Genomic DNA, 20,038 nt, shown 5'->3' on the forward strand with positions numbered 1-20,038 from the left:
CGCGACGGTGAGTATTTGGAAAGAGAAGAAGCGGGAAAGGGGCGCAGATGGGTGAACGGGTCGAGATCTTCGAGGTTGGTCCCCGTGACGGGCTGCAGAACGAGAAACGCGCGATCCCGGTGGCGGAAAAGGTGGCGCTGGTCGATTGCCTCAGCGGGGCCGGGTTTTCGCGCATCGAATGCGCCAGTTTCGTCAGCCCGAAATGGGTGCCGCAGATGGCCGGCAGCGCCGAGGTGTTGGCGGGGATCGCCCGGGCGCCCGGTGTGCGCTATGCCGCGCTGACGCCGAACATGCGCGGGTTCCAGGATGCGGTCGCGGCGCGGGCCTCCGAGGTGGCGGTCTTCGCCGCCGCCTCGGAGGGATTTTCCAAGGCCAATATCAACGCCACGATCGAGGAGAGCATCGCGCGCTTCGTGCCGATCATGGAGGCCGCGCGCGAGATCGGGATGCCGGTGCGCGGCTATATCTCCTGCGTGACCGATTGCCCCTATGACGGGGCGGTTGCGCCGGGCAAGGTGGCCGAGGTGGCCGAAAGGCTGTTCGACATGGGCTGTTACGAGATCTCGCTGGGCGACACCATCGGACAGGCCACGCCGGAGAGCATCACGGCGATGCTGCAGGCGGTCTCTGGCGTGGTGCCGGCGGATCGGCTGGCCGGCCATTACCACGACACGGCGGGCCGGGCGCTGGCCAATATCGACGCCTCGCTGGCGCAGGGGGTCCGGGTCTTCGATGCCGCCGTTGGCGGCTTGGGCGGCTGCCCCTACGCGCCCGGCGCGGCAGGGAACGTGGCGACCGAGGCGGTGCAGGCGCATCTGGCGCGGTCGGGGTATGACACCGGGTTGGATGCCGCGGTGATCGCTAGGGCGGCGGATATGGCGCGGGCGATGCGCCGGGGCGAAGGGAGCTGAGACATGTTTGACACGATCACCATCGAGACCGACGCGCGGGGTGTCGCGACGCTGACACTGAACCGGCCGGACAAGCATAACGCGATGTCGGCCACGATGATCGCGGAACTGACGCAGGCGGCGCAGAAACTGGCGGCCGACGCGGCGGTGCGGGCGGTGATCCTGACCGGTGCGGGCAAGAGCTTTTGCGCCGGGGGCGACCTGGGGTGGATGCAGGACCAGATGGCCGCCGATCCCGAGACCCGGTTCATCGAGGCGCGCAAGCTGGCGCTGGCGCTGCAGGCGCTCAATACCCTGCCCAAGCCGTTGATCGGCGCGTTGCAGGGCAATGCTTTTGGCGGCGGGGTTGGGCTGGCCTCGGTCTGTGACGTCACGCTGGGGGTGGATCATCTGAAGATGGGCCTGACCGAGACCCGTCTGGGGCTGATCCCGGCGACAATCGGCCCCTATGTCATCGCCCGCATGGGCGAGGCGCGGGCGCGGCGGGTGTTCATGTCGGCGCGGCTGTTCGATGCCACCGAGGCGGTGGAGCTTGGCCTTTTGGCGCGGGCGGTGCCGGCCGGTGACCTCGCCGAGGCCGCCGAGGCCGAGGTGGCCCCCTATCTCGCCTGCGCGCCGGGGGCGGTGGCCGCGGCAAAACGGCTCACGCGGGAGTTGGGGCCGCGCATCGACGAGGCGGTGATCGACCATACCATTCGCGCACTGGTGGATCGTTGGGAGGGGGAAGAGGCCCGCGAGGGAATCGCCGCGTTTTTCGACAAGCGCAAACCGGCCTGGGCGTTCGGCAGCTGAGTCGCCCGATGCTGGACGCCAAAGCGGACTCGTTATGCCGGAAAACCCCACCCGGTGCCGCGAAACCCGGCAGGCGGTCGGGGTCGGTTTGCCGCTGCGCGGTTGCGCTGCACTGCGGCAGGGCTGGGGAGATGCGGGAAAAGCCACCAATATTCAGTATTCTGAACGCAATCCGCCCTGTCGCAAGAACAGGCCGGGAATGCGCCCGGCTTGGTTGACGCTCCGGACCGTCGAGAGTAGAGAAGCGGCAGGTCAACATGCCAATTGACGGTGCGCCACGGCAGGCGCGCGGGAAAGGAGCCACTCGTGGAAGAGCTGTTGCGGGAATATCTCCCGATTCTGGTGTTTCTGGCGGTCGCCATTGGGCTTGGGCTGGTTCTGATCCTTGCCGCCGTCGTTCTGGCGGTGCGCAATCCGGATCCGGAAAAGGTCAGCGCCTACGAATGCGGCTTCAACGCCTTTGACGACGCCCGGATGAAATTCGACATCCGGTTCTACCTCGTGTCGATCCTGTTCATCATCTTCGATCTGGAAATCGCGATGCTGTTTCCCTGGGCGGTCGGGTTCAAGAACCTGAGCGATCTGGGCTTCTGGTCGATGATGGTGTTCCTGGGCGTTCTGACCATCGGCTTTGCCTACGAATGGAAGAAGGGGGCACTGGAATGGGAGTGATGGCCGGAGCCAACACCGCCGGGGCCGACAAGGAGGTCGCGACCCAGGCGCTGAACCGCGAGTTGCAGGACAAGGGGTTTCTGCTGACCTCGACCGAGGATGTCATCAACTGGGCCCGCACCGGGTCGCTGCACTGGATGACCTTCGGCCTGGCCTGCTGCGCGGTCGAGATGATGCATACCTCGATGCCGCGCTATGACGCCGAGCGGTTCGGCATCGCGCCGCGGGCCTCTCCGCGCCAGTCCGACCTGATGATCGTGGCCGGCACGCTGACCAACAAGATGGCGCCGGCGCTGCGCAAGGTGTACGACCAGATGCCCGAGCCGCGCTATGTGCTCTCGATGGGCTCCTGCGCCAATGGCGGCGGTTATTATCACTACAGTTACTCGGTGGTACGCGGCTGTGACCGCATCGTGCCGGTCGACGTCTATGTGCCCGGCTGCCCGCCGACCGCCGAGGCGTTGCTTTACGGGCTGATGCAGCTGCAACGCAAGATCCGCCGCACCGGCACGATCGTGCGCTGACCCGCGCGAGGATGGAGAGAGCACGATGAGCGAAGCACTGAACGAGCTGGGCGCGCATATCGAGGCCAGGCGCGCCGACTGTGTCCTTGGCTGGGACGTCAGTTTTGGCGAGCTGAACGTGGATGTGGCCCCGGCCAACATCTTGGGGCTGGTCGAGTTCCTGAAGGCCGACGCCACCTGCAAGTTTTCCACGCTGGTGGATATCACCGCGGTGGATTACCCGGACCGGCCGAAACGGTTCGACGTGGTCTATCACCTGCTGTCGATGTACCAGAACCAGCGCATCCGCCTGCGGGTCTCGATCCGCGAGGAGGACATGGTGCCCTCGATCATCGACATCCACCCCTCGGCCAACTGGTTCGAGCGCGAGGTGTTCGACATGTTCGGTATCCTGTTCTCGGGCCATCCGGACCTGCGCCGCATCCTGACCGACTATGGCTTTCGCGGCTATCCGCTGCGCAAGGATTTCCCGACCACCGGCTATACCGAGGTGCGCTATGACGAGGCGGAGAAACGCGTCGTCTACGAACCGGTCAGCCTGGTCCAGGAATACCGCCAGTTCGATTTCATGAGCCCCTGGGAAGGTGCCGAGTATATCCTGCCAGGGGACGAGAAGCCGGAGGCCAAGTGATGGAAATCCTGTTCTGGGCGATCTTCGCGATCACGGCGATTCCGATGCTGAAACTGCTGCCGCATTTCGGCATTCACAAGTACTGGGCGCTGGCCTGCGTCATCCCGATCGCCGTGCCGATCCTGGCCTGGGTCATGGCGGTGAAACTGCAAGAGCTGGAGAAACTCTGATGGACGGCTCCAAAGGCTTCGAAGATGCCCTGACCGGCGAACAGAAGATCCGCAACTTCAACATCAACTTCGGCCCGCAACACCCGGCGGCGCACGGCGTGTTGCGCCTCGTGCTCGAACTGGACGGCGAGATCGTCGAGCGGTGCGACCCGCATATCGGGCTACTGCATCGCGGCACCGAGAAGTTGATGGAAAGCCGCACCTACCTGCAGAACCTGCCGTATTTCGACCGGCTCGATTACGTGGCGCCGATGAACCAGGAGCATGCCTGGTGCCTGGCCATCGAACGGCTGACCGGGGTCGAGGTGCCGCGCCGTGCCTCGCTGATCCGGGTGCTCTATTCCGAGATCGGCCGCGTTCTGAACCACCTGCTGAACGTGACGACCCAGGCCATGGACGTGGGCGCGCTGACGCCGCCGGTCTGGGGCTTCGAGGAACGCGAAAAGCTGATGATCTTCTACGAGCGGGCCTGTGGCGCGCGGCTGCACTCGGCCTATTTCCGGCCCGGCGGCGTGCACCAGGACCTGCCGCCGGCGCTGCTGGACGACATCGAGACATGGGCCAAGGCCTTTCCGGCCTTCCTTGATGATGTCGACGGGCTGCTGACCGAGAACCGGATATTCAAGCAGCGCAACGTCGACATCGGCGTGGTGACCGAAGAAACGGTTCAGGAGTACGGGTTCTCGGGTGTCATGGCGCGCTCGGTCGGGCTGGCTTGGGACCTGCGGCGCGCCCAACCGTATGAGTGCTATGACGAGTTCGACTTCCTGATCCCGGTGGGCAAGAACGGCGACTGCTACGACCGCTACCTGATGCGGATGGAAGAGATGCGCCAATCCACCCGGATCATCCTGCAGGCCATCGAAAAGCTGCGGATGCCGGAAAACCAGGGCGATATCCTGGCCCGGGGCAAGATCACCCCGCCCAAGCGCGGCGACATGAAAACCTCGATGGAAAGCCTGATTCACCACTTCAAGCTGTATACCGAGGGCTTCCACGTGCCCGCCGGCGAGGTTTACGCCGCCGTTGAGGCGCCCAAGGGCGAATTCGGCGTCTACCTGGTGGCCGATGGCACCAACAAGCCCTATCGCGCCAAGCTGCGCGCACCGGGTTACCTGCACCTGCAGGCGATGGACCATGTCGCCAAGGGGCACCAGCTTGCCGACATCGCCGCGATCATCGGCTCGCTCGACATCGTGTTCGGCGAGGTGGACCGGTGATGACCCGCATGCCCAGCCTGCTTCTTCTCTGCAAAAATACTCCCGCCGGAGGCATCCTCCGGTGCGGCCCTGACAAGGGGACAGAATAATGCTCCGCCGCCTGTATCACGAACAGCCTGACAGCTTCACCTACACCCCGGCCAACCTGGCCTGGGCCGAGGCGCAGATCACCAAGTATCCCGAGGGCCGCCAGGCCAGCGCGATCATCCCGCTGCTGTGGCGCGCGCAGGAGCAGGAGGGGTGGCTGACCCGCCCGGCGATCGAATATGTCGCGGACATGCTGGGCATGGCGCATATCCGCGCGCTCGAGGTGGCCTCGTTCTATTTCATGTTCCAGTTGCAGCCGGTCGGCTCGGTCGCGAACATCCAGATCTGCGGCACCACGACCTGCATGATCTGTGGCGCGGGTGAGTTGATCGCGGTCTGTCGCGACAAGATCGCGCCGAAGCCGCACATGCTCAGCGCCGATGGCAAGTTCTCGTGGGAAGAGGTGGAATGCCTCGGGGCCTGTTCCAACGCGCCGATGGCGCAGATCGGCAAGGATTACTACGAGGATCTGACTGCCGAACGCTTTGCCGAGATTCTTGATGAACTGGCTGCCGGCAAGGTGCCGGTGCCGGGGCCGCAGAACGGGCGTTATGCCTCGGAGCCGGCCGCCGGGCTGACCACGCTCAAGGATTTCGAAAGCGGTCGGACCCAGTACAACGCCAGCGTCGACCGCGCGGTGAAACTGGGCGACACCGTCAAGCGCATTGACGGCACCGAGGTGCCGATCCTGACGCCTTGGGTGCGCGATGCGGCGCCTGACGCGCCGTCGGACGGGACCGCCACGGATAACGCCGACCGCTCCGAGGGGCGCGCGGCCGACGAAACCGGCGTGTCGAAACAGGCGGCCCCGGTCAAGCCGGTGGCGACGCCGGAAGCCCCCGCCGAGGGTGAGGTCGCGGAGGTCGCGCCGGAGATCCTGAGCGGCCCGCGCGAGGGCGGGGCGGATGATCTGAAGATGCTCAAGGGCGTCGGGCCGAAGCTGGAGCAGACCCTGAACGACCTGGGGTTCTATCACTTCGACCAGATCGCGGCCTGGGGCCCGGCCGAGGTGGCCTGGGTCGACAACCGGCTGACCTTCAAGGGCCGGATCGAACGGGACGGCTGGATCGAGCAGGCAGCAAAGCTTGCCGCCGGTGAAGAAACGGAATTCGCCAAGCGGGCGAAAAAAGACAAACTGTACGACTGACCACCGCCGCGCGGACCGCGCGGGGGGATTGTGACGGAAGACGATGAGCGAAGAACGTGACAAGGCCATGACCCGAAAGGGGCGGCTCACCGGGGTGGTGATCGCCGCGGCCGCGCTGTTGTCGCTGCTGGCGCCCTGGATCGTGCATCAGCTGGGTCTGTCGATCCGCTACGAGATGCTGATCTATTTCGGATCGATCGCGGCCTTCATCTGGGCCTTCGTCAACATCTATCAACTCTGGCGCATGCGCCAGGACAGCCAAGGGTAGCTCTCATGCTCAAGGACCAGGACCGGATCTTTACCAACCTCTACGGGATGCATGACCGCTCGCTGAAAGGCGCGATGGCCCGTGGCCATTGGGACGGGACCGCCGGCATCATCGGCAACGGACGCGACTGGATCATCCAGCAGATGAAGGACTCGGGGCTGCGTGGACGCGGCGGCGCGGGCTTTCCGACCGGGCTGAAGTGGTCCTTCATGCCCAAGGAAAGCGACGGGCGCCCGGCCTATCTGGTTATCAACGCCGACGAATCCGAGCCCGCGACCTGCAAGGACCGCGAGATCATGCGCCACGATCCGCACCCGCTGATCGAGGGGGCGCTGATCGCCAGCTTCGCGATGAACGCGCATGCCGCCTATATCTATATCCGCGGTGAATACATCCGCGAGCGCGAGGCGCTTCAGGCGGCCATCGACGAGGCCTATGACGCGGGCTTGCTGGGCAAGAACGCGGCCAAGTCGGGCTGGGACTTCGACCTTTACCTGCATCACGGTGCCGGCGCCTATATCTGTGGCGAGGAAACCGCACTGCTGGAAAGCCTCGAGGGCAAGAAGGGCATGCCGCGGATGAAACCGCCGTTCCCGGCGGGGGCCGGCCTTTATGGCTGCCCGACCACGGTGAACAACGTGGAATCCATCGCGGTGGCGCCGACCATCCTGCGGCGCGGGCCGGAGTGGTTCAGCTCGTTCGGGCGACCCAACAACCACGGCACCAAGCTGATGGCGCTGACCGGTCATGTGAACACGCCCTGCGTTTTCGAAGAGGCGATGTCGATGCCGGTGCGCGAGATCATCGAGCGTCACGGCGGCGGCATTCGCGGCGGCTGGGACAACCTCAAGGCCATCATCCCCGGTGGCGCCTCCTGCCCGGTGCTGCCCAAGGACGCGCTGGAAGACGCGATCATGGATTTCGACTGGATGCGCGAGAACAAGAGCTCTTTCGGCACCGGCTGCATGATCGTGATGGATCAGAACACCGACGTGGTGAAGGCGGTCTGGCGGCTGTCGAAATTCTTCAAGCATGAAAGCTGCGGCCAGTGCACGCCCTGCCGCGAGGGCACCGGCTGGATGATGCGGGTGATGGACCGGCTCGTGACCGGCGATGCCGAGGTGGAAGAGATCGACATGCTGCTCTCGGTCACCAAGCAGGTCGAGGGCCACACCATCTGTGCGCTTGGCGATGCGGCGGCCTGGCCGATCCAGGGCCTGATCCGGCACTTCCGCGAAGAGATCGAGGATCGCATCAAGGCCAAGAAAACCGGGCGCATGGGCGCCATGGCGGCCGAGTGAGCGCAATGATGGGGGCTTCGGCAACATATCCCAAACTGGCAAGGGGCGCGGCATTGGCGGCGCTCTGCCTGCTGGCGCTTGGCGGGTGTACCGACAAGGACAAGCGGGTCCGGTTCGACGGAATCCATTTCAAGACCAAGGCAAAGGCGGTCGACCGCAAGGTTTCGGCGGCCGATTTCCAGGTGGAGGTCAAGAAAGCCACGCAATCGCTCGACGGGGCGCGCGGGGCCGGGGAATATGCCGGCATCCGCTATTGCATCGCCAATTTCGGCTCGTCGCGGATCGACTGGGCCATCGGGCCGGACACCGATCCCGCCGTGTTGCGGATCGAGGGCGATACGTTGACCTTCCGCGGGACTTGTCTGAAACCATGAGTACGCTGGCGGCATATCCCCGCCTGTCCGGGTGGCCGTTATTGCATAACAGCCGCCCTGCGGCCTGTGCTGTGACCTCCGCAAAGGAGGAATTTGCCATGCCGTATCTGTCTGCCGTTCTGTTCTCGGTCACCCTGTTGCTGGGCCTGCCCGCCGGGGCCGCCTCGGCCAAGCCGCCGCTGCGCGACGTGCCCGAGATTGCCGACGGTATTTTCACGATCGTTGTCGCCAACGAGATTCGCCGCAAATGCGACGATATCAGCGGGCGACTTCTCAAGGGGATTGCACAGATCCGCCGGCTCAAGGCCCGCGCGAACGATCTGGGGTACTCCGATGGCGAGATCCGCGCCTTGCTCGACTCCAAGGCCGAGAAGGCCCGGATGATCGACCGCGGACGGGCCTATATGGCCAAGGCCGGGCTCGACTATGACACACCGGGCGACCTGTGCCGGCTGGGCCGGCTGGAAATCAAGAACAACAGCGCAATCGGCGCGCTTTTGAGGGCGAAATAGACCATGTCTGACCTGCGCAAAGTCAACATCGACGGAACCGAGATCGAAGTGGACGGGGCCATGACCCTGATCCAGGCCTGCGAGGTCGCGGGGATCGAGGTGCCGCGGTTCTGTTATCACGAGCGTCTGTCGATCGCCGGCAACTGCCGGATGTGCCTGGTCGAGGTCGTCGGCGGCCCGCCCAAGCCCACTGCCTCCTGCGCCATGCAGGTCAAGGACCTGCGGCCCGGGCCGGAAGGCCAGGCGCCGGTGGTCAAGACCAACTCGCCCATGGTCAAGAAGGCCCGTGAGGGGGTGATGGAGTTCCTGCTCATCAACCACCCGCTGGATTGCCCGATCTGCGACCAGGGCGGCGAATGCGACCTGCAGGATCAGGCGATCGCCTATGGCGTCGATTTCTCGCGCTTTCGCGAGGCCAAGCGCGCCATGGATGACGTGAACCTCGGGCCGCTGGTCGAAACCAACATGACCCGCTGCATCTCCTGCACCCGCTGCGTGCGCTTCACCACCGAGGTGGCGGGGATCACCCAGATGGGCCAGACCGGGCGCGGCGAGGATGCCGAGATTACGTCCTATCTGGGCGAAACGCTGGACAGCAACCTGCAGGGCAACATCATCGACCTGTGCCCGGTGGGTGCGCTGACCTCGAAGCCCTATGCCTTTACCGCGCGCCCGTGGGAGCTGACCAAGACCGAGACCGTCGACGTGATGGACGCGCTGGGATCGAACATCCGCGTCGATACCAAGGGGCGCGAAGTGAAGCGCGTCCTGCCGCGGAACCATGACGGCGTGAACGAGGAATGGATTTCCGACAAGACCCGTTTCATCTGGGACGGGCTGCGGCGCCAACGGCTGGACAAGCCCTTTATCCGCGAGAACGGCAAGCTGCGCCCGGCCACCTGGCCCGAGGCGCTGGACAAGGCCGCCACCGCGATCAAGGGCGCCGAGAAACTGGCCGGCCTGGTCGGGGATCTGGCTCCGGTCGAGGCCGCCTACGCACTCAAGCAATTGATCGAGGGGCAGGGTGGCGTCGTGGAATGCCGCACCGACGGGGCCCGGCTGCCGGCCGGTAACCGCTCGGGCTATGTCGGCACCGCGGCGATCGAGGATATCGACGCATCCAGGGCGATCCTGCTGATCGGCACCAACCCGCGCGACGAGGCGCCGGTGCTCAACGCCCGCATCCGCAAGGCCTGGCTGAACGGCGCCGCGGTGGGGATGATCGGCGAAGCGGTCGATCTGACCTATGACTATACCCATGTGGGCACGGATCGCGCCGCGCTGGAGGCCGCTGCGGCCGATGCCCATGACATCTCCGACAAGAACCCGGTGATCGTGCTCGGGCAGGGCGCCATCCGCGAGGCCGACGGCGCCGCGGTGATCGCCAAGGCGATGCAGATGGCCGAAGCCACGGGGTCGAAACTTCTGGTGCTGCACACCGCCGCCGGTCGTGTCGGCGCGATGGACGTGGGCGCCACCGCCGAGGGCGGCATGGAGGCGGTCAGCGCTGCCGACGTGATCTACAACCTCGGCGCCGACGAGGTCGAGATCGGCGAGGGTGCCTTTGTGATCTACCAGGGCAGCCATGGCGACCGTGGCGCGCACCGGGCCGACGTGATCCTGCCCGGCGCCGCCTATACCGAGGAGCCGGGCCTGTTCGTCAATACCGAGGGGCGTCCGCAACTGGCGCTGCGGGCGGGCTTTGCCCCCGGCGAGGCCAAGGAGAACTGGGCCATCCTTCGGGCGCTGTCTGGTGAACTGGGCGCGACGCTGCCCTATGACTCGCTCGCGCAGCTGCGCCAGGCACTGGTCGCCGAGGTGCCGCACCTGGCCGGGATCGACACGGTCCCGGAAAACGACTGGCAGCCGCTGGATGCCGCGCCGCTGGGCAAGGCCGATTTCCGCAACGCGATCCGCGATTTCTACCTGACCAACCCGATTGCCCGGGCCTCGGCCGTGATGGCCGAACTCAGCGCCAACGCGGCGGCGCGCAAATCCGGGAAACTGGCGGCGGAATGAACCGGGCGGTGATCATATCGCCCCTGTTGCTGGCGGCCTGCGCGATGCAGCCCGGCGGTGCGGTGACGCGCTTTGCCCCGGAGTACCGGGGGGTCGAAACCCGTCTGCTGGACGGCGACTTGGTGCAGTTCACCGTCGAGATGACCGGCGCCCGCGACAACGCGGACGTGGATGCCTATGCGGAATGCGCTGCGGCGCAATACGCGCTGATCCGGGGCTACGGTTTTGCCCGGCATCTGCGCACAAATGTACAAGAAGAGGGTGGCGTGTGGTCGGCAGATGCTGTTTACACCATCTCGCCATCGCTGCCCCGCGGGCTGCGCAAACTCGACGCCGAAGTCGTGGTTGCGCATTGCGCGGAGAACGGAATACCCACGGTGTGAGGACCTATGGCTGATTTCTTTTCCAACACCTACCTGGGCATCGCCTTGGTCCTGATCGGACAGGTGCTGCTGGTCGTCGTGCCGCTCTTGGTGGCGCTGGCGTTTCTGATGTATGCCGACCGCAAGGTCTGGGCCGCCGTGCAGATGCGCCGCGGACCCAACGTTGTGGGTGTCTACGGTCTTCTTCAGAGTTTTGCCGACTTCCTGAAATACATGGTCAAGGAAGTGGTCTTTCCCGCCGGGGCCGACCGGACGGTGTTCCTGCTGGCGCCGATGATCAGCCTGGTGATGTCGCTGATCGCCTGGGCGGTGATCCCGTTCAACGACGGCTGGGTGGTTTCGAACATAAACGTGGCCATTTTGTACATTTTCGCCATCTCCTCGCTTGAGGTCTACGGCGTGATCATGGGCGGCTGGGCCTCGAACTCGAAGTATCCCTTCCTGGGCAGCCTGCGGTCGGCCGCGCAGATGATTTCCTACGAGGTGTCGATCGGCCTGATCATCATCGGGGTGATCATCTCGACCGGGTCGATGAACCTGACCGATATCGTGCATGCGCAGGATGGCAGGTACGGGCTGTTCAGCTGGTACTGGCTGCCGCATCTGCCGATGCTGTTCCTGTTCTTCATCTCGGCGCTGGCCGAGACCAACCGCCCGCCCTTTGACCTGCCCGAAGCGGAATCGGAACTGGTGGCCGGCTATCAGGTGGAATACAGTTCGACCCCCTTCCTGCTGTTCATGATCGGCGAGCTGACGGCGGTGGTGCTGATGTGCGCGCTGACCTCGCTGCTGTTCTTCGGCGGCTGGCTGTCGCCGATCCCGGGGCTGCCCGACGGCATCCTGTGGCTGATCGGCAAGATGCTGTTCGTCTTCTTTATCTTCGCCATGGTGAAGGCGATCACGCCGCGCTATCGCTATGACCAGCTGATGCGGCTGGGCTGGAAGGTGTTCCTGCCGTTCAGCCTGGTCTGGGTGGTCTTCGTTTCCTTCGCCGCAAGATTCGACTGGTTCTGGGGCAGCTTCGCCCGCTGGACCACGGGGGGCTGACCATGACTCAGATCGATTATACCCGTGCCGCCAAGTACTTCCTGCTCAACGACTTCTTCGTCGGCATGAAGCTGGGGCTGAAATACTTCTTCGCGCCCAAGGCGACGGTGAACTATCCGCATGAAAAGGGTCCGTTGAGCCCGCGGTTCCGTGGGGAGCACGCCCTGCGCCGCTATCCCAACGGGGAAGAGCGCTGCATCGCCTGCAAGCTGTGCGAGGCGGTCTGCCCGGCGCAGGCGATCACCATCGACGCCGAACCGCGTGAAGACGGCAGCCGCCGCACCACGCGATACGACATCGACATGACCAAGTGCATCTATTGCGGTTTCTGCCAGGAGGCCTGCCCGGTCGACGCCATCGTCGAGGGGCCGAACTTCGAATTTGCCACCGAGACCCGCGAAGAGCTGTTCTACGACAAGCAGAAGCTGCTGGATAACGGCGATCGCTGGGAGGCCGAGATCGCCCGCAACCTGGAACTGGATGCGCCGTACCGATGAACGACACGCCCAAGAATCCCTTTGAGGCCATGATGCAGCAGGCCCACGACATGGCCCGGGCCTTCAATCCGGCGCTGGAGAACTTCAGTCCGAAGGGGTTCGAGTCGTTGTGGCCGACCATGCCCAAGGACGTGATGGAGCTGGTCTTCGGAAACGCCTTCAACAAGGGCGGGCTGGATGCCAAGACGCGTCTGCTGCTGACGCTGGCCGGGCTGACGATGCAAGGGGCGCAGGCCGACACGGCGCTGCGTCAGACGGTGCGCCACGCCATCGCGGCGGGCGCGAAGAAACAGGAGATCGTGGAAACGATCGGTCAGATGTCGGTTTTCGCCGGCATTCCGGCCATGACCCGGGCGCTGGAACTGGCGCGTGAGGCCATGGGCGGAGAGAACGAGGATGACGAAGCATGAGCGTGTTTGCCTTTTATCTGTTCGCGATCAGCGCCGTCATCGGCGGGCTGTTCACCGTGATCAGCCGCCAGCCGGTGCACTCGGTGCTGTGGCTGATCCTGGCCTTCATCTCCTCGGCAGGGCTGTTCGTGCTGCTGGGGGCGGAATTCGTCGCCATGCTGCTGGTGATTGTCTATGTCGGCGCGGTGATGGTTCTGTTCCTGTTCGTGGTGATGATGCTCGACGTCGACTTCGCCGAGCTCAAGGCCGAGATGGCCCGCTACATGCCGCTGGCACTGCTGGTCGGGCTGATCATCCTGATGCAGTTCGTGATGGCCTTTGGCGCCTGGGAATCGAACGCAGCGGCCGAGGCGCTGCGGGCGCATCCGACGCCGGTGGACATGCACAACACCGAGGCCCTGGGCGCGATCATCTATGACCAGTATTTCATCCTGTTCCAGCTGGCCGGTCTGATCCTGCTGGTGGCGATGATCGGGGCGATCGTGCTGACACTGCGCCATCGCCAGGACATCAAGCGACAGGACATCCTGGCCCAGATCTACCGCGATCCGGCCGATGCGATGGAATTGCGCGACGTCAAGCCGGGGCAGGGGTTGTGACGCGATGGAGTTGATCGGCCTTGCCCACCTGGTCTTTTCGAAGCTGGGGATTTTCGGGCTTGCGCTGATATGGGGTGTGAAACTGGCGCTGAGCTGGACGGCTTATCGCTGGTGGAAGATCAAACGCACCGCGGTGGCGGTGCTCAAGGACTAGGCCGGGCGCCACGACCCGGCAGGCCCCGGACATCCGGGACCGGGTAACAAGGAACGAACGGGCGCGGGCCCAGAGGGACGACATGATCGGACTTGAACATTATTTGACCGTCGCGGCGACGCTGTTCGTCATCGGGATCTTCGGGCTGTTTCTGAACCGCAAGAACGTGATCATCCTGCTGATGAGCATCGAGCTGATGCTGCTTGCGGTGAACATCAACCTTGTGTCGTTCTCCAGCTTTCTGGGCGATCTGGTGGGGCAGGTCTTCACCCTCTTCGTTCTGACGGTCGCCGCCGCCGAGGCCGCCATCGGGTTGGCGATCCTGGTCTGCTTCTTCCGAAACCGCGGCACCATCGCGGTGGAAGATGTAAACGTGATGAAAGGCTAAGAGATCATGGAAACCATCATTCTCTTCGCTCCGCTCGTCGCAGCGATCATCGCCGGCTTTGGCTGGAAGATCATCGGCGAAACCGCCGCGATGTGGCTGACGACCGGCGCGCTGTTCTTGTCGTGCATCCTGAGCTGGATCGTGTTCCTCGGCTTTGACGGGGTGACCCAGCAGATCGAGATCCTGAAGTATATCGAAAGCGGCACGCTTTCCTCGGCCTGGTCGATCCGGCTGGACCGGCTGACCGCGATCATGCTGATCGTGGTGACCACGGTGTCGGCCTTCGTGCACCTCTACAGTTTCGGCTACATGGCGCATGACCCGGCCTTCAAGGAAGGCGAGAGCTACAAGCCGCGCTTCTTTGCCTATCTGTCGTTCTTCACCTTCACCATGCTGATGCTGGTGACCGCCAACAACCTGGTGCAGATGTTCTTCGGTTGGGAGGGCGTGGGCCTGGCCTCTTATCTCCTGATCGGGTTCTACTATCGCAAGCCGAGCGCAAGCGCGGCGGCGATGAAGGCCTTCGTGGTGAACCGGGTCGGCGACTTCGGCTTTATTCTCGGCATGCTGGCGCTGTTCTTCACCGTCGACAGCATCGCCTTTGACGACGTCTTTGCCTTTGCGCCGACGCTGGCGGAAACCAAGCTGACCTTCCTGTGGCAGGAATGGACCGCCTCGGAGGTGATCGCGGTTCTGCTCTTTGTCGGGGCGATGGGGAAATCGGCGCAGCTTCTGCTGCACACCTGGCTGCCGGACGCGATGGAGGGCCCGACGCCTGTGTCGGCGCTGATCCACGCCGCGACCATGGTGACGGCGGGCGTGTTCCTGGTCTGCCGGATGTCCCCGGTGATGGAGTTCGCGCCCCATGCGACCACCTTCATTACCGTGCTGGGGGCGACCACCGCGTTCTTTGCGGCGACCGTCGGCCTGGTGCAGACCGATATCAAGCGGGTCATCGCCTATTCGACTTGTTCGCAGCTCGGCTACATGTTCGTGGCCGCTGGCGTGGGCATGTATTCGGCGGCGATGTTCCACCTGCTGACGCACGCTTTCTTCAAGGCGCTGTTGTTCCTCGGGGCCGGCTCCGTCATCCACGCGATGCACCACGAGCAGGACATGATGAAGTACGGCGGGCTGCGCAAGAAGATCCCCTTTACCTATTGGTCGATGATTGTCGGTACGCTGGCGATCACCGGGGTGGGCATTCCGCTGACCCAGATCGGTTTTGCCGGGTTCCTCTCCAAGGATGCCATCATCGAGAGCGCCTATGCCGGAGGGTCCGGTTACGGGTTCTGGCTGTTGGTGATCGCGGCGGCCTTTACCAGCTTCTACTCTTGGCGGCTGATCTTCCTGACCTTCTTTGGCGAGGCGCGGGGCGACAAGCACACGCATGATCACGCCCATGAGAGCCCGGTGGTCATGTTGATCCCGTTGGGCGTTCTCAGCCTGGGCGCGGTTTTCGCGGGCATGCTCTGGTACGGCAACTTCTTTGGCCATGCCGACCAGGTCGGCAAGTTCTATGGCATCCCGATGACTGAGGCGCATGCCGAGGCGACGGGCGAGGACGCCGGCCACGGTGAAGAGGCGACCCACGGCGAAGGCGCCGGTCACGCCGCCGCGGCGGGGGCGCATCACGCTGCCTTTGCCGGGGAACCGGGGCAGGGCGCGCTTTACATCTCGCCGGACAACCATGTGCTGGACGAGGCGCATGCGGCGCCCAAGTGGGTCAAGGTTTCGCCCTTCATCGCCATGGTGCTGGGGCTGCTGGTCGCGATCTGGTTCTATATCGTGAACCCGTCGCTGCCCGCTCGCCTGGCCGAGAACCAGCGTCCGTTGTACCTGTTCCTTAAGAACAAGTGGTATTTCGACGAGATCTATGACGCTATCCTGGTCAAGCCGATGGTGATGCTGGGCCGCCTTCTGTGGAAGCGCGGTGACGGCAGCACCATCGACGGCATCATCAACGGTGTCGCCATGGGGATCATCCCGTTCTTTACCCGGCTGGCCGGTCGCGCGCAGTCGGGCTTTATCTTCACCTATGCCTTCTGGATGGTGCTGGGGATCGCCGCCCTAGTCACCTGGATGTCGATCGGCGGAGGAGCGCACTGATGGACAACCTTCTTTCGATTGTCACCTTCATCCCGGCGCTGGCCGCGTTGATTCTGGCCCTGTTCCTGCGGGGCGACGACGCCGCAGCGCAGCGCAACGCGAAATGGGTGGCGATGTTTGCCACCTCGGTCACCTTCCTGGTGTCCATCGCCATCTATACCGGCTTCGATCCCGCAAACACCGGCTTCCAGATGGTGGAAGAGGGTGAATGGCTGCTGGGCCTGAAATACAAGATGGGCGTGGACGGCATCAGCGTGCTCTTCGTGCTGCTGACCACCTTCATCATGCCGCTGACCATCATGGCGAGCTGGAAGGTCACCACCCGCGTCAAGGAATACATGATCGCCTTCCTGTTGCTGGAAACGCTGATGCTGGGCGTGTTCATGGCGCTGGACCTGATCCTGTTCTACCTGTTCTTCGAGGCCGGGCTGATCCCGATGTTCCTGATCATCGGCATCTGGGGCGGCAAGAACCGTATCTATGCCAGCTTCAAGTTCTTCCTCTTCACCTTCCTCGGGTCGGTCTTGATGCTGGTCGCGATGGTGGCGATGTTCGCTGACGCGGGCACCACCGACATCGAGATGTTGATGGCGCATGAGTTTGCCTCGGAAAGCTTCTCGGTGCTGGGCATTCACGTGCTGGGCGGGATGCAGACCCTGCTGTTCCTGGCCTTCTTCGCCAGCTTCGCGGTCAAGATGCCGATGTGGCCGGTGCACACCTGGTTGCCCGACGCGCACGTTCAGGCGCCGACCGCCGGCTCGGTTGTGCTGGCCGCGATCATGCTGAAGATGGGCGGCTACGGCTTCCTGCGCTTTTCGCTGCCGATGTTCCCGGTGGGTTCTGACGTGATGGCACCGCTGGTGCTGTGGATGAGCGCGATCGCTATTGTCTACACCTCTCTGGTGGCGCTGGTGCAGGAAGACATGAAGAAGCTGATCGCCTATTCCTCGGTGGCGCACATGGGCTTTGTCACCATGGGCATCTTTGCCGCCAACCAGCAGGGTCTCGACGGCGCCATCTTCCAGATGATGAGCCACGGGTTCATTTCCGCCGCGCTCTTCCTCTGCGTCGGCGTGATCTATGACCGGATGCACACCCGCGACATCGACGCCTATGGCGGGCTGGTGAATCGGATGCCGGCCTATGCGCTGGTGTTCATGTTCTTCACCATGGGCAACGTCGGGCTGCCGGGCACCTCCGGGTTTGTCGGCGAATTCCTGACCATGATGGGGGCCTTCCAGGTCAACACCTGGGTCACGGCGGTGGCGGCGACGGGGGTGATCCTCTCGGCGAGCTATGCGCTGTGGCTTTATCGCCGGGTGGTGTTCGGTGACCTGATCAAGGAAAGCCTGAAGACCATCCAGGACATGTCCGCGCGCGAGAAATGGATCTTTGCCCCGCTGGTGGCGATGACCCTGCTGCTGGGGGTCTACCCGGCGCTGGTCACCGATATCATCGGACCTTCGACCACCGCGCTGGTCGAGAAATTTGACACTGCGCTGGCAGCGGCCGAGGCCGTCAGCCAGCACGCCTCGAACTAAGGGAGCCGGACAGATGATCCAGGCCGATCTCACCGCTATCCTGCCGGAAATCGTTCTGGCGGTTTACGCCATGCTGGCGCTGATCGCAGCGGTCTACACTTCGAAAGACCGGCTCGCGCCGACGTTGGTCTGGACCACGGGGGGGCTGATGGTGCTCCTCGGGGTGTGGATCATGACCGGGCCGGGCGGCACCCATGCGGCCTTTGGCGGCATGATTATGGACGACGGGTTCGCCCGTTTTGCCAAGGTGGCGATCCTTTTCTCGGCCGCCGCCGTCCTGGTGATGAGCCAGGAGTACATGTCCCGTCGTGATCTGCTGCGGTTCGAGTTTCCGCTGCTGGTGACGCTGGGCGTCGTGGGCATGATGGTCATGGTCAGCGCCGGCGACCTGATGACACTTTACATGGGGCTGGAGCTGCAATCGCTGGCGCTTTACGTCGTTGCCGCTCTGCGCCGTGACAGCGTGAAGTCGACCGAGGCCGGCCTGAAATACTTTGTCCTCGGGGCGCTGAGCTCGGGGCTGCTGCTCTACGGCGCATCGCTGGTCTATGGCTACGCAGGCACGACGTTGTTCTCGGGTATCATCCAGACCGCGCAGCATGGCTCGGTTTCGGTGGGCCTGCTGTTCGGGCTGGTGTTCCTGATCTCGGGCATGGCGTTCAAGGTTTCGGCGGTGCCGTTCCACATGTGGACGCCGGACGTCTACGAAGGGTCGCCCACCCCGGTGACGGCGTTCTTTGCCACCGCGCCGAAAATGGCGGCGATGGGGCTGCTGGCGCGGGTGATGTTCGATGCCTTTGGCCATGCGGTTCCGGACTGGAGCCAGGTGATCGCGGTGCTGTCGCTTCTGTCGATGTATCTTGGTTCGGTGGCGGCGATCGGCCAGCGGGACATCAAGCGGCTGATGGCCTATTCCTCGATCACCCACATGGGCTTTGCGCTGATGGGGCTGGCCTCGGGGACCGTATTCGGCGTGCAGTCGATGCTGGTCTACATGGCGATCTACATCACCATGAACCTGGGCACCTTCGCCTTTATCCTGATGATGGAAAAGGACGGCAAGCCGATCACTGACATCGGCGCGTTGAACATGTATGCCAAGCGCGAGCCGGGCAAGGCGCTGGCGATGCTGATCCTTATGTTCTCGATGGCCGGCGTGCCGCCGATGCTGGGCTTCTTCGGGAAGCTCTACGTGCTGCGCGCGGCCTATGAAGGCGGGCTGACTTGGCTGGCGATTGCCGGGGTGATCGCCTCGGTCATCGCGGCCTTCTATTATCTGCGTATCGTCTACTACATGTACTTCGGCGAAGAGGGCGAAGAGATGGACGCGCACAGCTCGCCCATGCTCTGGGTGGTCCTGACCGGGTCCGCGGCGGTCATGCTGCTGGGGATCGTCAACATGTTCGGCGTCGAAGGGGCGGCTGCGGCTGCTGCGGCAACGCTTGTCAACTGATCCCCTCGAAGGGATGCGCGGCCGCCGGAACGTTCTGGCGGCCGTATCCGTTTTGGCGGGCCGGAAATGACGGGCTGGCCGGAGGGATACCGGCGGCGGCTGCTGGACGAGGTGGACAGCACGCTGAACGAGGCGGCCCGCATCGCGCCGACGCTGGCCGGACCGGAGTGGATCCTCGCCCGGCACCAGACCGCCGCGCGCGGTCGACGCGGGCGCGACTGGGTCAGCCCGGAAGGGAACTTCGCCGCAACCTTGGTGTTGCGCCTGCAGGACGGGGCGCAACAGGCGGCGCTGCGCAGTTTCGTCGCCGCGCTGGCGCTGTTCGATGCCTGCGTTGCGGTCACCGGACGACCGGAGAGCTTTTCCCTGAAATGGCCCAACGATGTCCTGCTGAACGGCGGCAAGCTGGCAGGTATCCTGCTGGAGAGCGCCGGGCAGGGCGGGGCGGGGCCGTTGCCGCTGTTCATCGGGATCGGTGTCAACCTCGCCGAGGCGCCGCCGGCCGACCTGGTCGAGGCCCGGGCGTTGCGCCCGGTGTCGCTGGCGGGGGAAACCGGGGTGCAGGTCGCACCGGAGGAGTTCCTCACTGAACTGGCCGCCGCTTTTGCCCGGTATGAGGCCAAGTTCGCGACGCTGGGGTTCGCGCCGATCCGCGAGGCATGGCTGGCCCGCGCGGCCCGTCTGGGGCAACCGGTGACGGCCCGGACCGGCACCTCCGAGACCCAGGGCACCTTCGAGACGGTAGACGCCGAGGGTCAGCTTGTTCTAATGACCCCGTCAGGACGTGTGCGCATTCCGGCGGCGGACGTCTTTTTCTGATACGCGAGGG

At 64.2% G+C, this 20,038-nt stretch carries 24 protein-coding genes; all 24 read left to right on the plus strand.

Features of this window, described 5'->3' with window-relative positions:
* Window positions 1-47: 47 nt before the first annotated feature.
* The 24 genes from ABWV23_RS08045 (at window position 48) to ABWV23_RS08160 (ending at window position 20,028) form a co-directional block, all read left to right on the plus strand.
* Window positions 48-911 (plus strand): hydroxymethylglutaryl-CoA lyase, encoded by an 864-nt coding sequence (locus ABWV23_RS08045; RefSeq protein ID WP_353346765.1) that lies wholly within the window; start codon window positions 48-50, stop codon window positions 909-911.
* Window positions 912-914: 3 nt separating this feature from the next.
* Complete coding sequence (locus tag ABWV23_RS08050) at window positions 915-1,703, plus strand: crotonase/enoyl-CoA hydratase family protein (RefSeq protein WP_353346767.1); 789 nt, start codon at window positions 915-917, stop codon at window positions 1,701-1,703.
* A 306-nt stretch (window positions 1,704-2,009) separates the two neighbouring features.
* Complete coding sequence (locus ABWV23_RS08055) at window positions 2,010-2,375, plus strand: NADH-quinone oxidoreductase subunit A (RefSeq protein ID WP_353346769.1); 366 nt, start codon at window positions 2,010-2,012, stop codon at window positions 2,373-2,375.
* Window positions 2,366-2,899 (plus strand): NuoB/complex I 20 kDa subunit family protein, encoded by a 534-nt coding sequence (locus ABWV23_RS08060; RefSeq protein ID WP_353346771.1) that lies wholly within the window; start codon window positions 2,366-2,368, stop codon window positions 2,897-2,899. The genes ABWV23_RS08055 and ABWV23_RS08060 overlap by 10 nt, the downstream gene beginning before the upstream one ends.
* 25 nt (window positions 2,900-2,924) lie before the next feature.
* Complete coding sequence (locus tag ABWV23_RS08065) at window positions 2,925-3,530, plus strand: NADH-quinone oxidoreductase subunit C (protein ID WP_353346773.1); 606 nt, start codon at window positions 2,925-2,927, stop codon at window positions 3,528-3,530.
* Window positions 3,530-3,700: a hypothetical protein gene (locus tag ABWV23_RS08070; RefSeq protein WP_353346775.1), complete on the plus strand. Its 171-nt coding sequence runs from the start codon at window positions 3,530-3,532 to the stop codon at window positions 3,698-3,700. Before ABWV23_RS08065 ends, ABWV23_RS08070 begins: the two co-directional genes overlap by 1 nt.
* Complete coding sequence (locus tag ABWV23_RS08075) at window positions 3,700-4,920, plus strand: NADH-quinone oxidoreductase subunit D (RefSeq protein WP_353346777.1); 1,221 nt, start codon at window positions 3,700-3,702, stop codon at window positions 4,918-4,920. The genes ABWV23_RS08070 and ABWV23_RS08075 overlap by 1 nt, the downstream gene beginning before the upstream one ends.
* 88 nt (window positions 4,921-5,008) lie before the next feature.
* Window positions 5,009-6,154, plus strand: coding sequence for an NADH-quinone oxidoreductase subunit NuoE (nuoE, locus tag ABWV23_RS08080; RefSeq protein WP_353346779.1), 1,146 nt, complete (start codon window positions 5,009-5,011; stop codon window positions 6,152-6,154).
* 43 nt (window positions 6,155-6,197) lie between these two features.
* Window positions 6,198-6,422 carry a DUF5337 domain-containing protein gene (locus tag ABWV23_RS08085; RefSeq protein WP_353346781.1) on the plus strand — a complete coding sequence of 75 codons (225 nt, stop codon included), beginning with the start codon at window positions 6,198-6,200 and terminating at the stop codon, window positions 6,420-6,422.
* A 5-nt stretch (window positions 6,423-6,427) separates the two neighbouring features.
* Window positions 6,428-7,723, plus strand: coding sequence for an NADH-quinone oxidoreductase subunit NuoF (gene nuoF / locus ABWV23_RS08090; protein ID WP_353346783.1), 1,296 nt, complete (start codon window positions 6,428-6,430; stop codon window positions 7,721-7,723).
* A gap of 5 nt (window positions 7,724-7,728) precedes the next feature.
* Window positions 7,729-8,097: a hypothetical protein gene (locus ABWV23_RS08095; RefSeq protein WP_353346881.1), complete on the plus strand. Its 369-nt coding sequence runs from the start codon at window positions 7,729-7,731 to the stop codon at window positions 8,095-8,097.
* A 98-nt stretch (window positions 8,098-8,195) separates the two neighbouring features.
* A complete protein-coding gene (locus tag ABWV23_RS08100) occupies window positions 8,196-8,609 on the plus strand; it encodes a DUF5333 domain-containing protein (RefSeq protein WP_353346785.1) in 414 nt (137 codons plus the stop codon).
* Between the two features lie 3 nt (window positions 8,610-8,612).
* Complete coding sequence (gene nuoG / locus ABWV23_RS08105; protein WP_353346787.1) at window positions 8,613-10,628, plus strand: NADH-quinone oxidoreductase subunit NuoG; 2,016 nt, start codon at window positions 8,613-8,615, stop codon at window positions 10,626-10,628.
* On the plus strand, window positions 10,625-11,011 hold the full coding sequence (locus ABWV23_RS08110) for a YNQ4 family lipoprotein (protein WP_353346789.1): 387 nt from the start codon (window positions 10,625-10,627) through the stop codon (window positions 11,009-11,011). The genes nuoG and ABWV23_RS08110 overlap by 4 nt, the downstream gene beginning before the upstream one ends.
* 6 nt (window positions 11,012-11,017) lie before the next feature.
* A complete protein-coding gene (gene nuoH / locus ABWV23_RS08115) occupies window positions 11,018-12,058 on the plus strand; it encodes an NADH-quinone oxidoreductase subunit NuoH (protein ID WP_353346790.1) in 1,041 nt (346 codons plus the stop codon).
* A 2-nt stretch (window positions 12,059-12,060) separates the two neighbouring features.
* On the plus strand, window positions 12,061-12,555 hold the full coding sequence (nuoI, locus tag ABWV23_RS08120; protein WP_353346792.1) for an NADH-quinone oxidoreductase subunit NuoI: 495 nt from the start codon (window positions 12,061-12,063) through the stop codon (window positions 12,553-12,555).
* Window positions 12,552-12,965 (plus strand): carboxymuconolactone decarboxylase family protein, encoded by a 414-nt coding sequence (locus ABWV23_RS08125; protein ID WP_353346794.1) that lies wholly within the window; start codon window positions 12,552-12,554, stop codon window positions 12,963-12,965. Before nuoI ends, ABWV23_RS08125 begins: the two co-directional genes overlap by 4 nt.
* Window positions 12,962-13,564: an NADH-quinone oxidoreductase subunit J gene (locus ABWV23_RS08130; RefSeq protein ID WP_353346796.1), complete on the plus strand. Its 603-nt coding sequence runs from the start codon at window positions 12,962-12,964 to the stop codon at window positions 13,562-13,564. The genes ABWV23_RS08125 and ABWV23_RS08130 overlap by 4 nt, the downstream gene beginning before the upstream one ends.
* Window positions 13,565-13,568: 4 nt before the next feature.
* Complete coding sequence (locus ABWV23_RS08135; RefSeq protein WP_353346798.1) at window positions 13,569-13,718, plus strand: hypothetical protein; 150 nt, start codon at window positions 13,569-13,571, stop codon at window positions 13,716-13,718.
* 82 nt (window positions 13,719-13,800) lie between these two features.
* Complete coding sequence (nuoK, locus tag ABWV23_RS08140; protein ID WP_028956125.1) at window positions 13,801-14,106, plus strand: NADH-quinone oxidoreductase subunit NuoK; 306 nt, start codon at window positions 13,801-13,803, stop codon at window positions 14,104-14,106.
* Between the two features lie 6 nt (window positions 14,107-14,112).
* A complete protein-coding gene (nuoL, locus tag ABWV23_RS08145) occupies window positions 14,113-16,215 on the plus strand; it encodes an NADH-quinone oxidoreductase subunit L (RefSeq protein ID WP_353346800.1) in 2,103 nt (700 codons plus the stop codon).
* Complete coding sequence (locus tag ABWV23_RS08150) at window positions 16,215-17,756, plus strand: NADH-quinone oxidoreductase subunit M (RefSeq protein ID WP_353346802.1); 1,542 nt, start codon at window positions 16,215-16,217, stop codon at window positions 17,754-17,756. Before nuoL ends, ABWV23_RS08150 begins: the two co-directional genes overlap by 1 nt.
* 13 nt (window positions 17,757-17,769) lie before the next feature.
* Window positions 17,770-19,209 (plus strand): NADH-quinone oxidoreductase subunit NuoN, encoded by a 1,440-nt coding sequence (gene nuoN / locus ABWV23_RS08155; RefSeq protein ID WP_353346804.1) that lies wholly within the window; start codon window positions 17,770-17,772, stop codon window positions 19,207-19,209.
* A 66-nt stretch (window positions 19,210-19,275) separates the two neighbouring features.
* Entirely contained in the window at window positions 19,276-20,028 is a 753-nt protein-coding gene (locus tag ABWV23_RS08160; protein WP_353346806.1) for a biotin--[acetyl-CoA-carboxylase] ligase, read from the plus strand.
* Window positions 20,029-20,038: the final 10 nt, after the last annotated feature.

This window comes from Aquicoccus sp. SU-CL01552 (assembly GCF_040365005.1).
In the GTDB taxonomy this organism is placed as follows: Bacteria; Pseudomonadota; Alphaproteobacteria; order Rhodobacterales; family Rhodobacteraceae; genus Antarcticimicrobium.

Bases quoted from the DNA above. Each gene is read 5' to 3' on its own strand.
- ABWV23_RS08045 (WP_353346765.1), top strand. From the start codon at position 48: ATGGGTGAACGGGTCGAGATCTTCGAGGTTGGTCCCCGTGACGGGCTG.
- ABWV23_RS08050 (WP_353346767.1), top strand. From the start codon at position 915: ATGTTTGACACGATCACCATCGAGACCGACGCGCGGGGTGTCGCGACG.
- ABWV23_RS08060 (WP_353346771.1), top strand. From the start codon at position 2,366: ATGGGAGTGATGGCCGGAGCCAACACCGCCGGGGCCGACAAGGAGGTC.
- ABWV23_RS08065 (WP_353346773.1), top strand. From the start codon at position 2,925: ATGAGCGAAGCACTGAACGAGCTGGGCGCGCATATCGAGGCCAGGCGC.
- ABWV23_RS08070 (WP_353346775.1), top strand. From the start codon at position 3,530: ATGGAAATCCTGTTCTGGGCGATCTTCGCGATCACGGCGATTCCGATG.
- ABWV23_RS08075 (WP_353346777.1), top strand. From the start codon at position 3,700: ATGGACGGCTCCAAAGGCTTCGAAGATGCCCTGACCGGCGAACAGAAG.
- nuoE (WP_353346779.1), top strand. From the start codon at position 5,009: ATGCTCCGCCGCCTGTATCACGAACAGCCTGACAGCTTCACCTACACC.
- ABWV23_RS08085 (WP_353346781.1), top strand. From the start codon at position 6,198: ATGAGCGAAGAACGTGACAAGGCCATGACCCGAAAGGGGCGGCTCACC.
- nuoF (WP_353346783.1), top strand. From the start codon at position 6,428: ATGCTCAAGGACCAGGACCGGATCTTTACCAACCTCTACGGGATGCAT.
- ABWV23_RS08095 (WP_353346881.1), top strand. From the start codon at position 7,729: ATGATGGGGGCTTCGGCAACATATCCCAAACTGGCAAGGGGCGCGGCA.
- ABWV23_RS08100 (WP_353346785.1), top strand. From the start codon at position 8,196: ATGCCGTATCTGTCTGCCGTTCTGTTCTCGGTCACCCTGTTGCTGGGC.
- nuoG (WP_353346787.1), top strand. From the start codon at position 8,613: ATGTCTGACCTGCGCAAAGTCAACATCGACGGAACCGAGATCGAAGTG.
- ABWV23_RS08110 (WP_353346789.1), top strand. From the start codon at position 10,625: ATGAACCGGGCGGTGATCATATCGCCCCTGTTGCTGGCGGCCTGCGCG.
- nuoH (WP_353346790.1), top strand. From the start codon at position 11,018: ATGGCTGATTTCTTTTCCAACACCTACCTGGGCATCGCCTTGGTCCTG.
- nuoI (WP_353346792.1), top strand. From the start codon at position 12,061: ATGACTCAGATCGATTATACCCGTGCCGCCAAGTACTTCCTGCTCAAC.
- ABWV23_RS08125 (WP_353346794.1), top strand. From the start codon at position 12,552: ATGAACGACACGCCCAAGAATCCCTTTGAGGCCATGATGCAGCAGGCC.
- ABWV23_RS08130 (WP_353346796.1), top strand. From the start codon at position 12,962: ATGAGCGTGTTTGCCTTTTATCTGTTCGCGATCAGCGCCGTCATCGGC.
- ABWV23_RS08135 (WP_353346798.1), top strand. From the start codon at position 13,569: ATGGAGTTGATCGGCCTTGCCCACCTGGTCTTTTCGAAGCTGGGGATT.
- nuoK (WP_028956125.1), top strand. From the start codon at position 13,801: ATGATCGGACTTGAACATTATTTGACCGTCGCGGCGACGCTGTTCGTC.
- nuoL (WP_353346800.1), top strand. From the start codon at position 14,113: ATGGAAACCATCATTCTCTTCGCTCCGCTCGTCGCAGCGATCATCGCC.
- ABWV23_RS08150 (WP_353346802.1), top strand. From the start codon at position 16,215: ATGGACAACCTTCTTTCGATTGTCACCTTCATCCCGGCGCTGGCCGCG.
- nuoN (WP_353346804.1), top strand. From the start codon at position 17,770: ATGATCCAGGCCGATCTCACCGCTATCCTGCCGGAAATCGTTCTGGCG.
- ABWV23_RS08160 (WP_353346806.1), top strand. From the start codon at position 19,276: ATGACGGGCTGGCCGGAGGGATACCGGCGGCGGCTGCTGGACGAGGTG.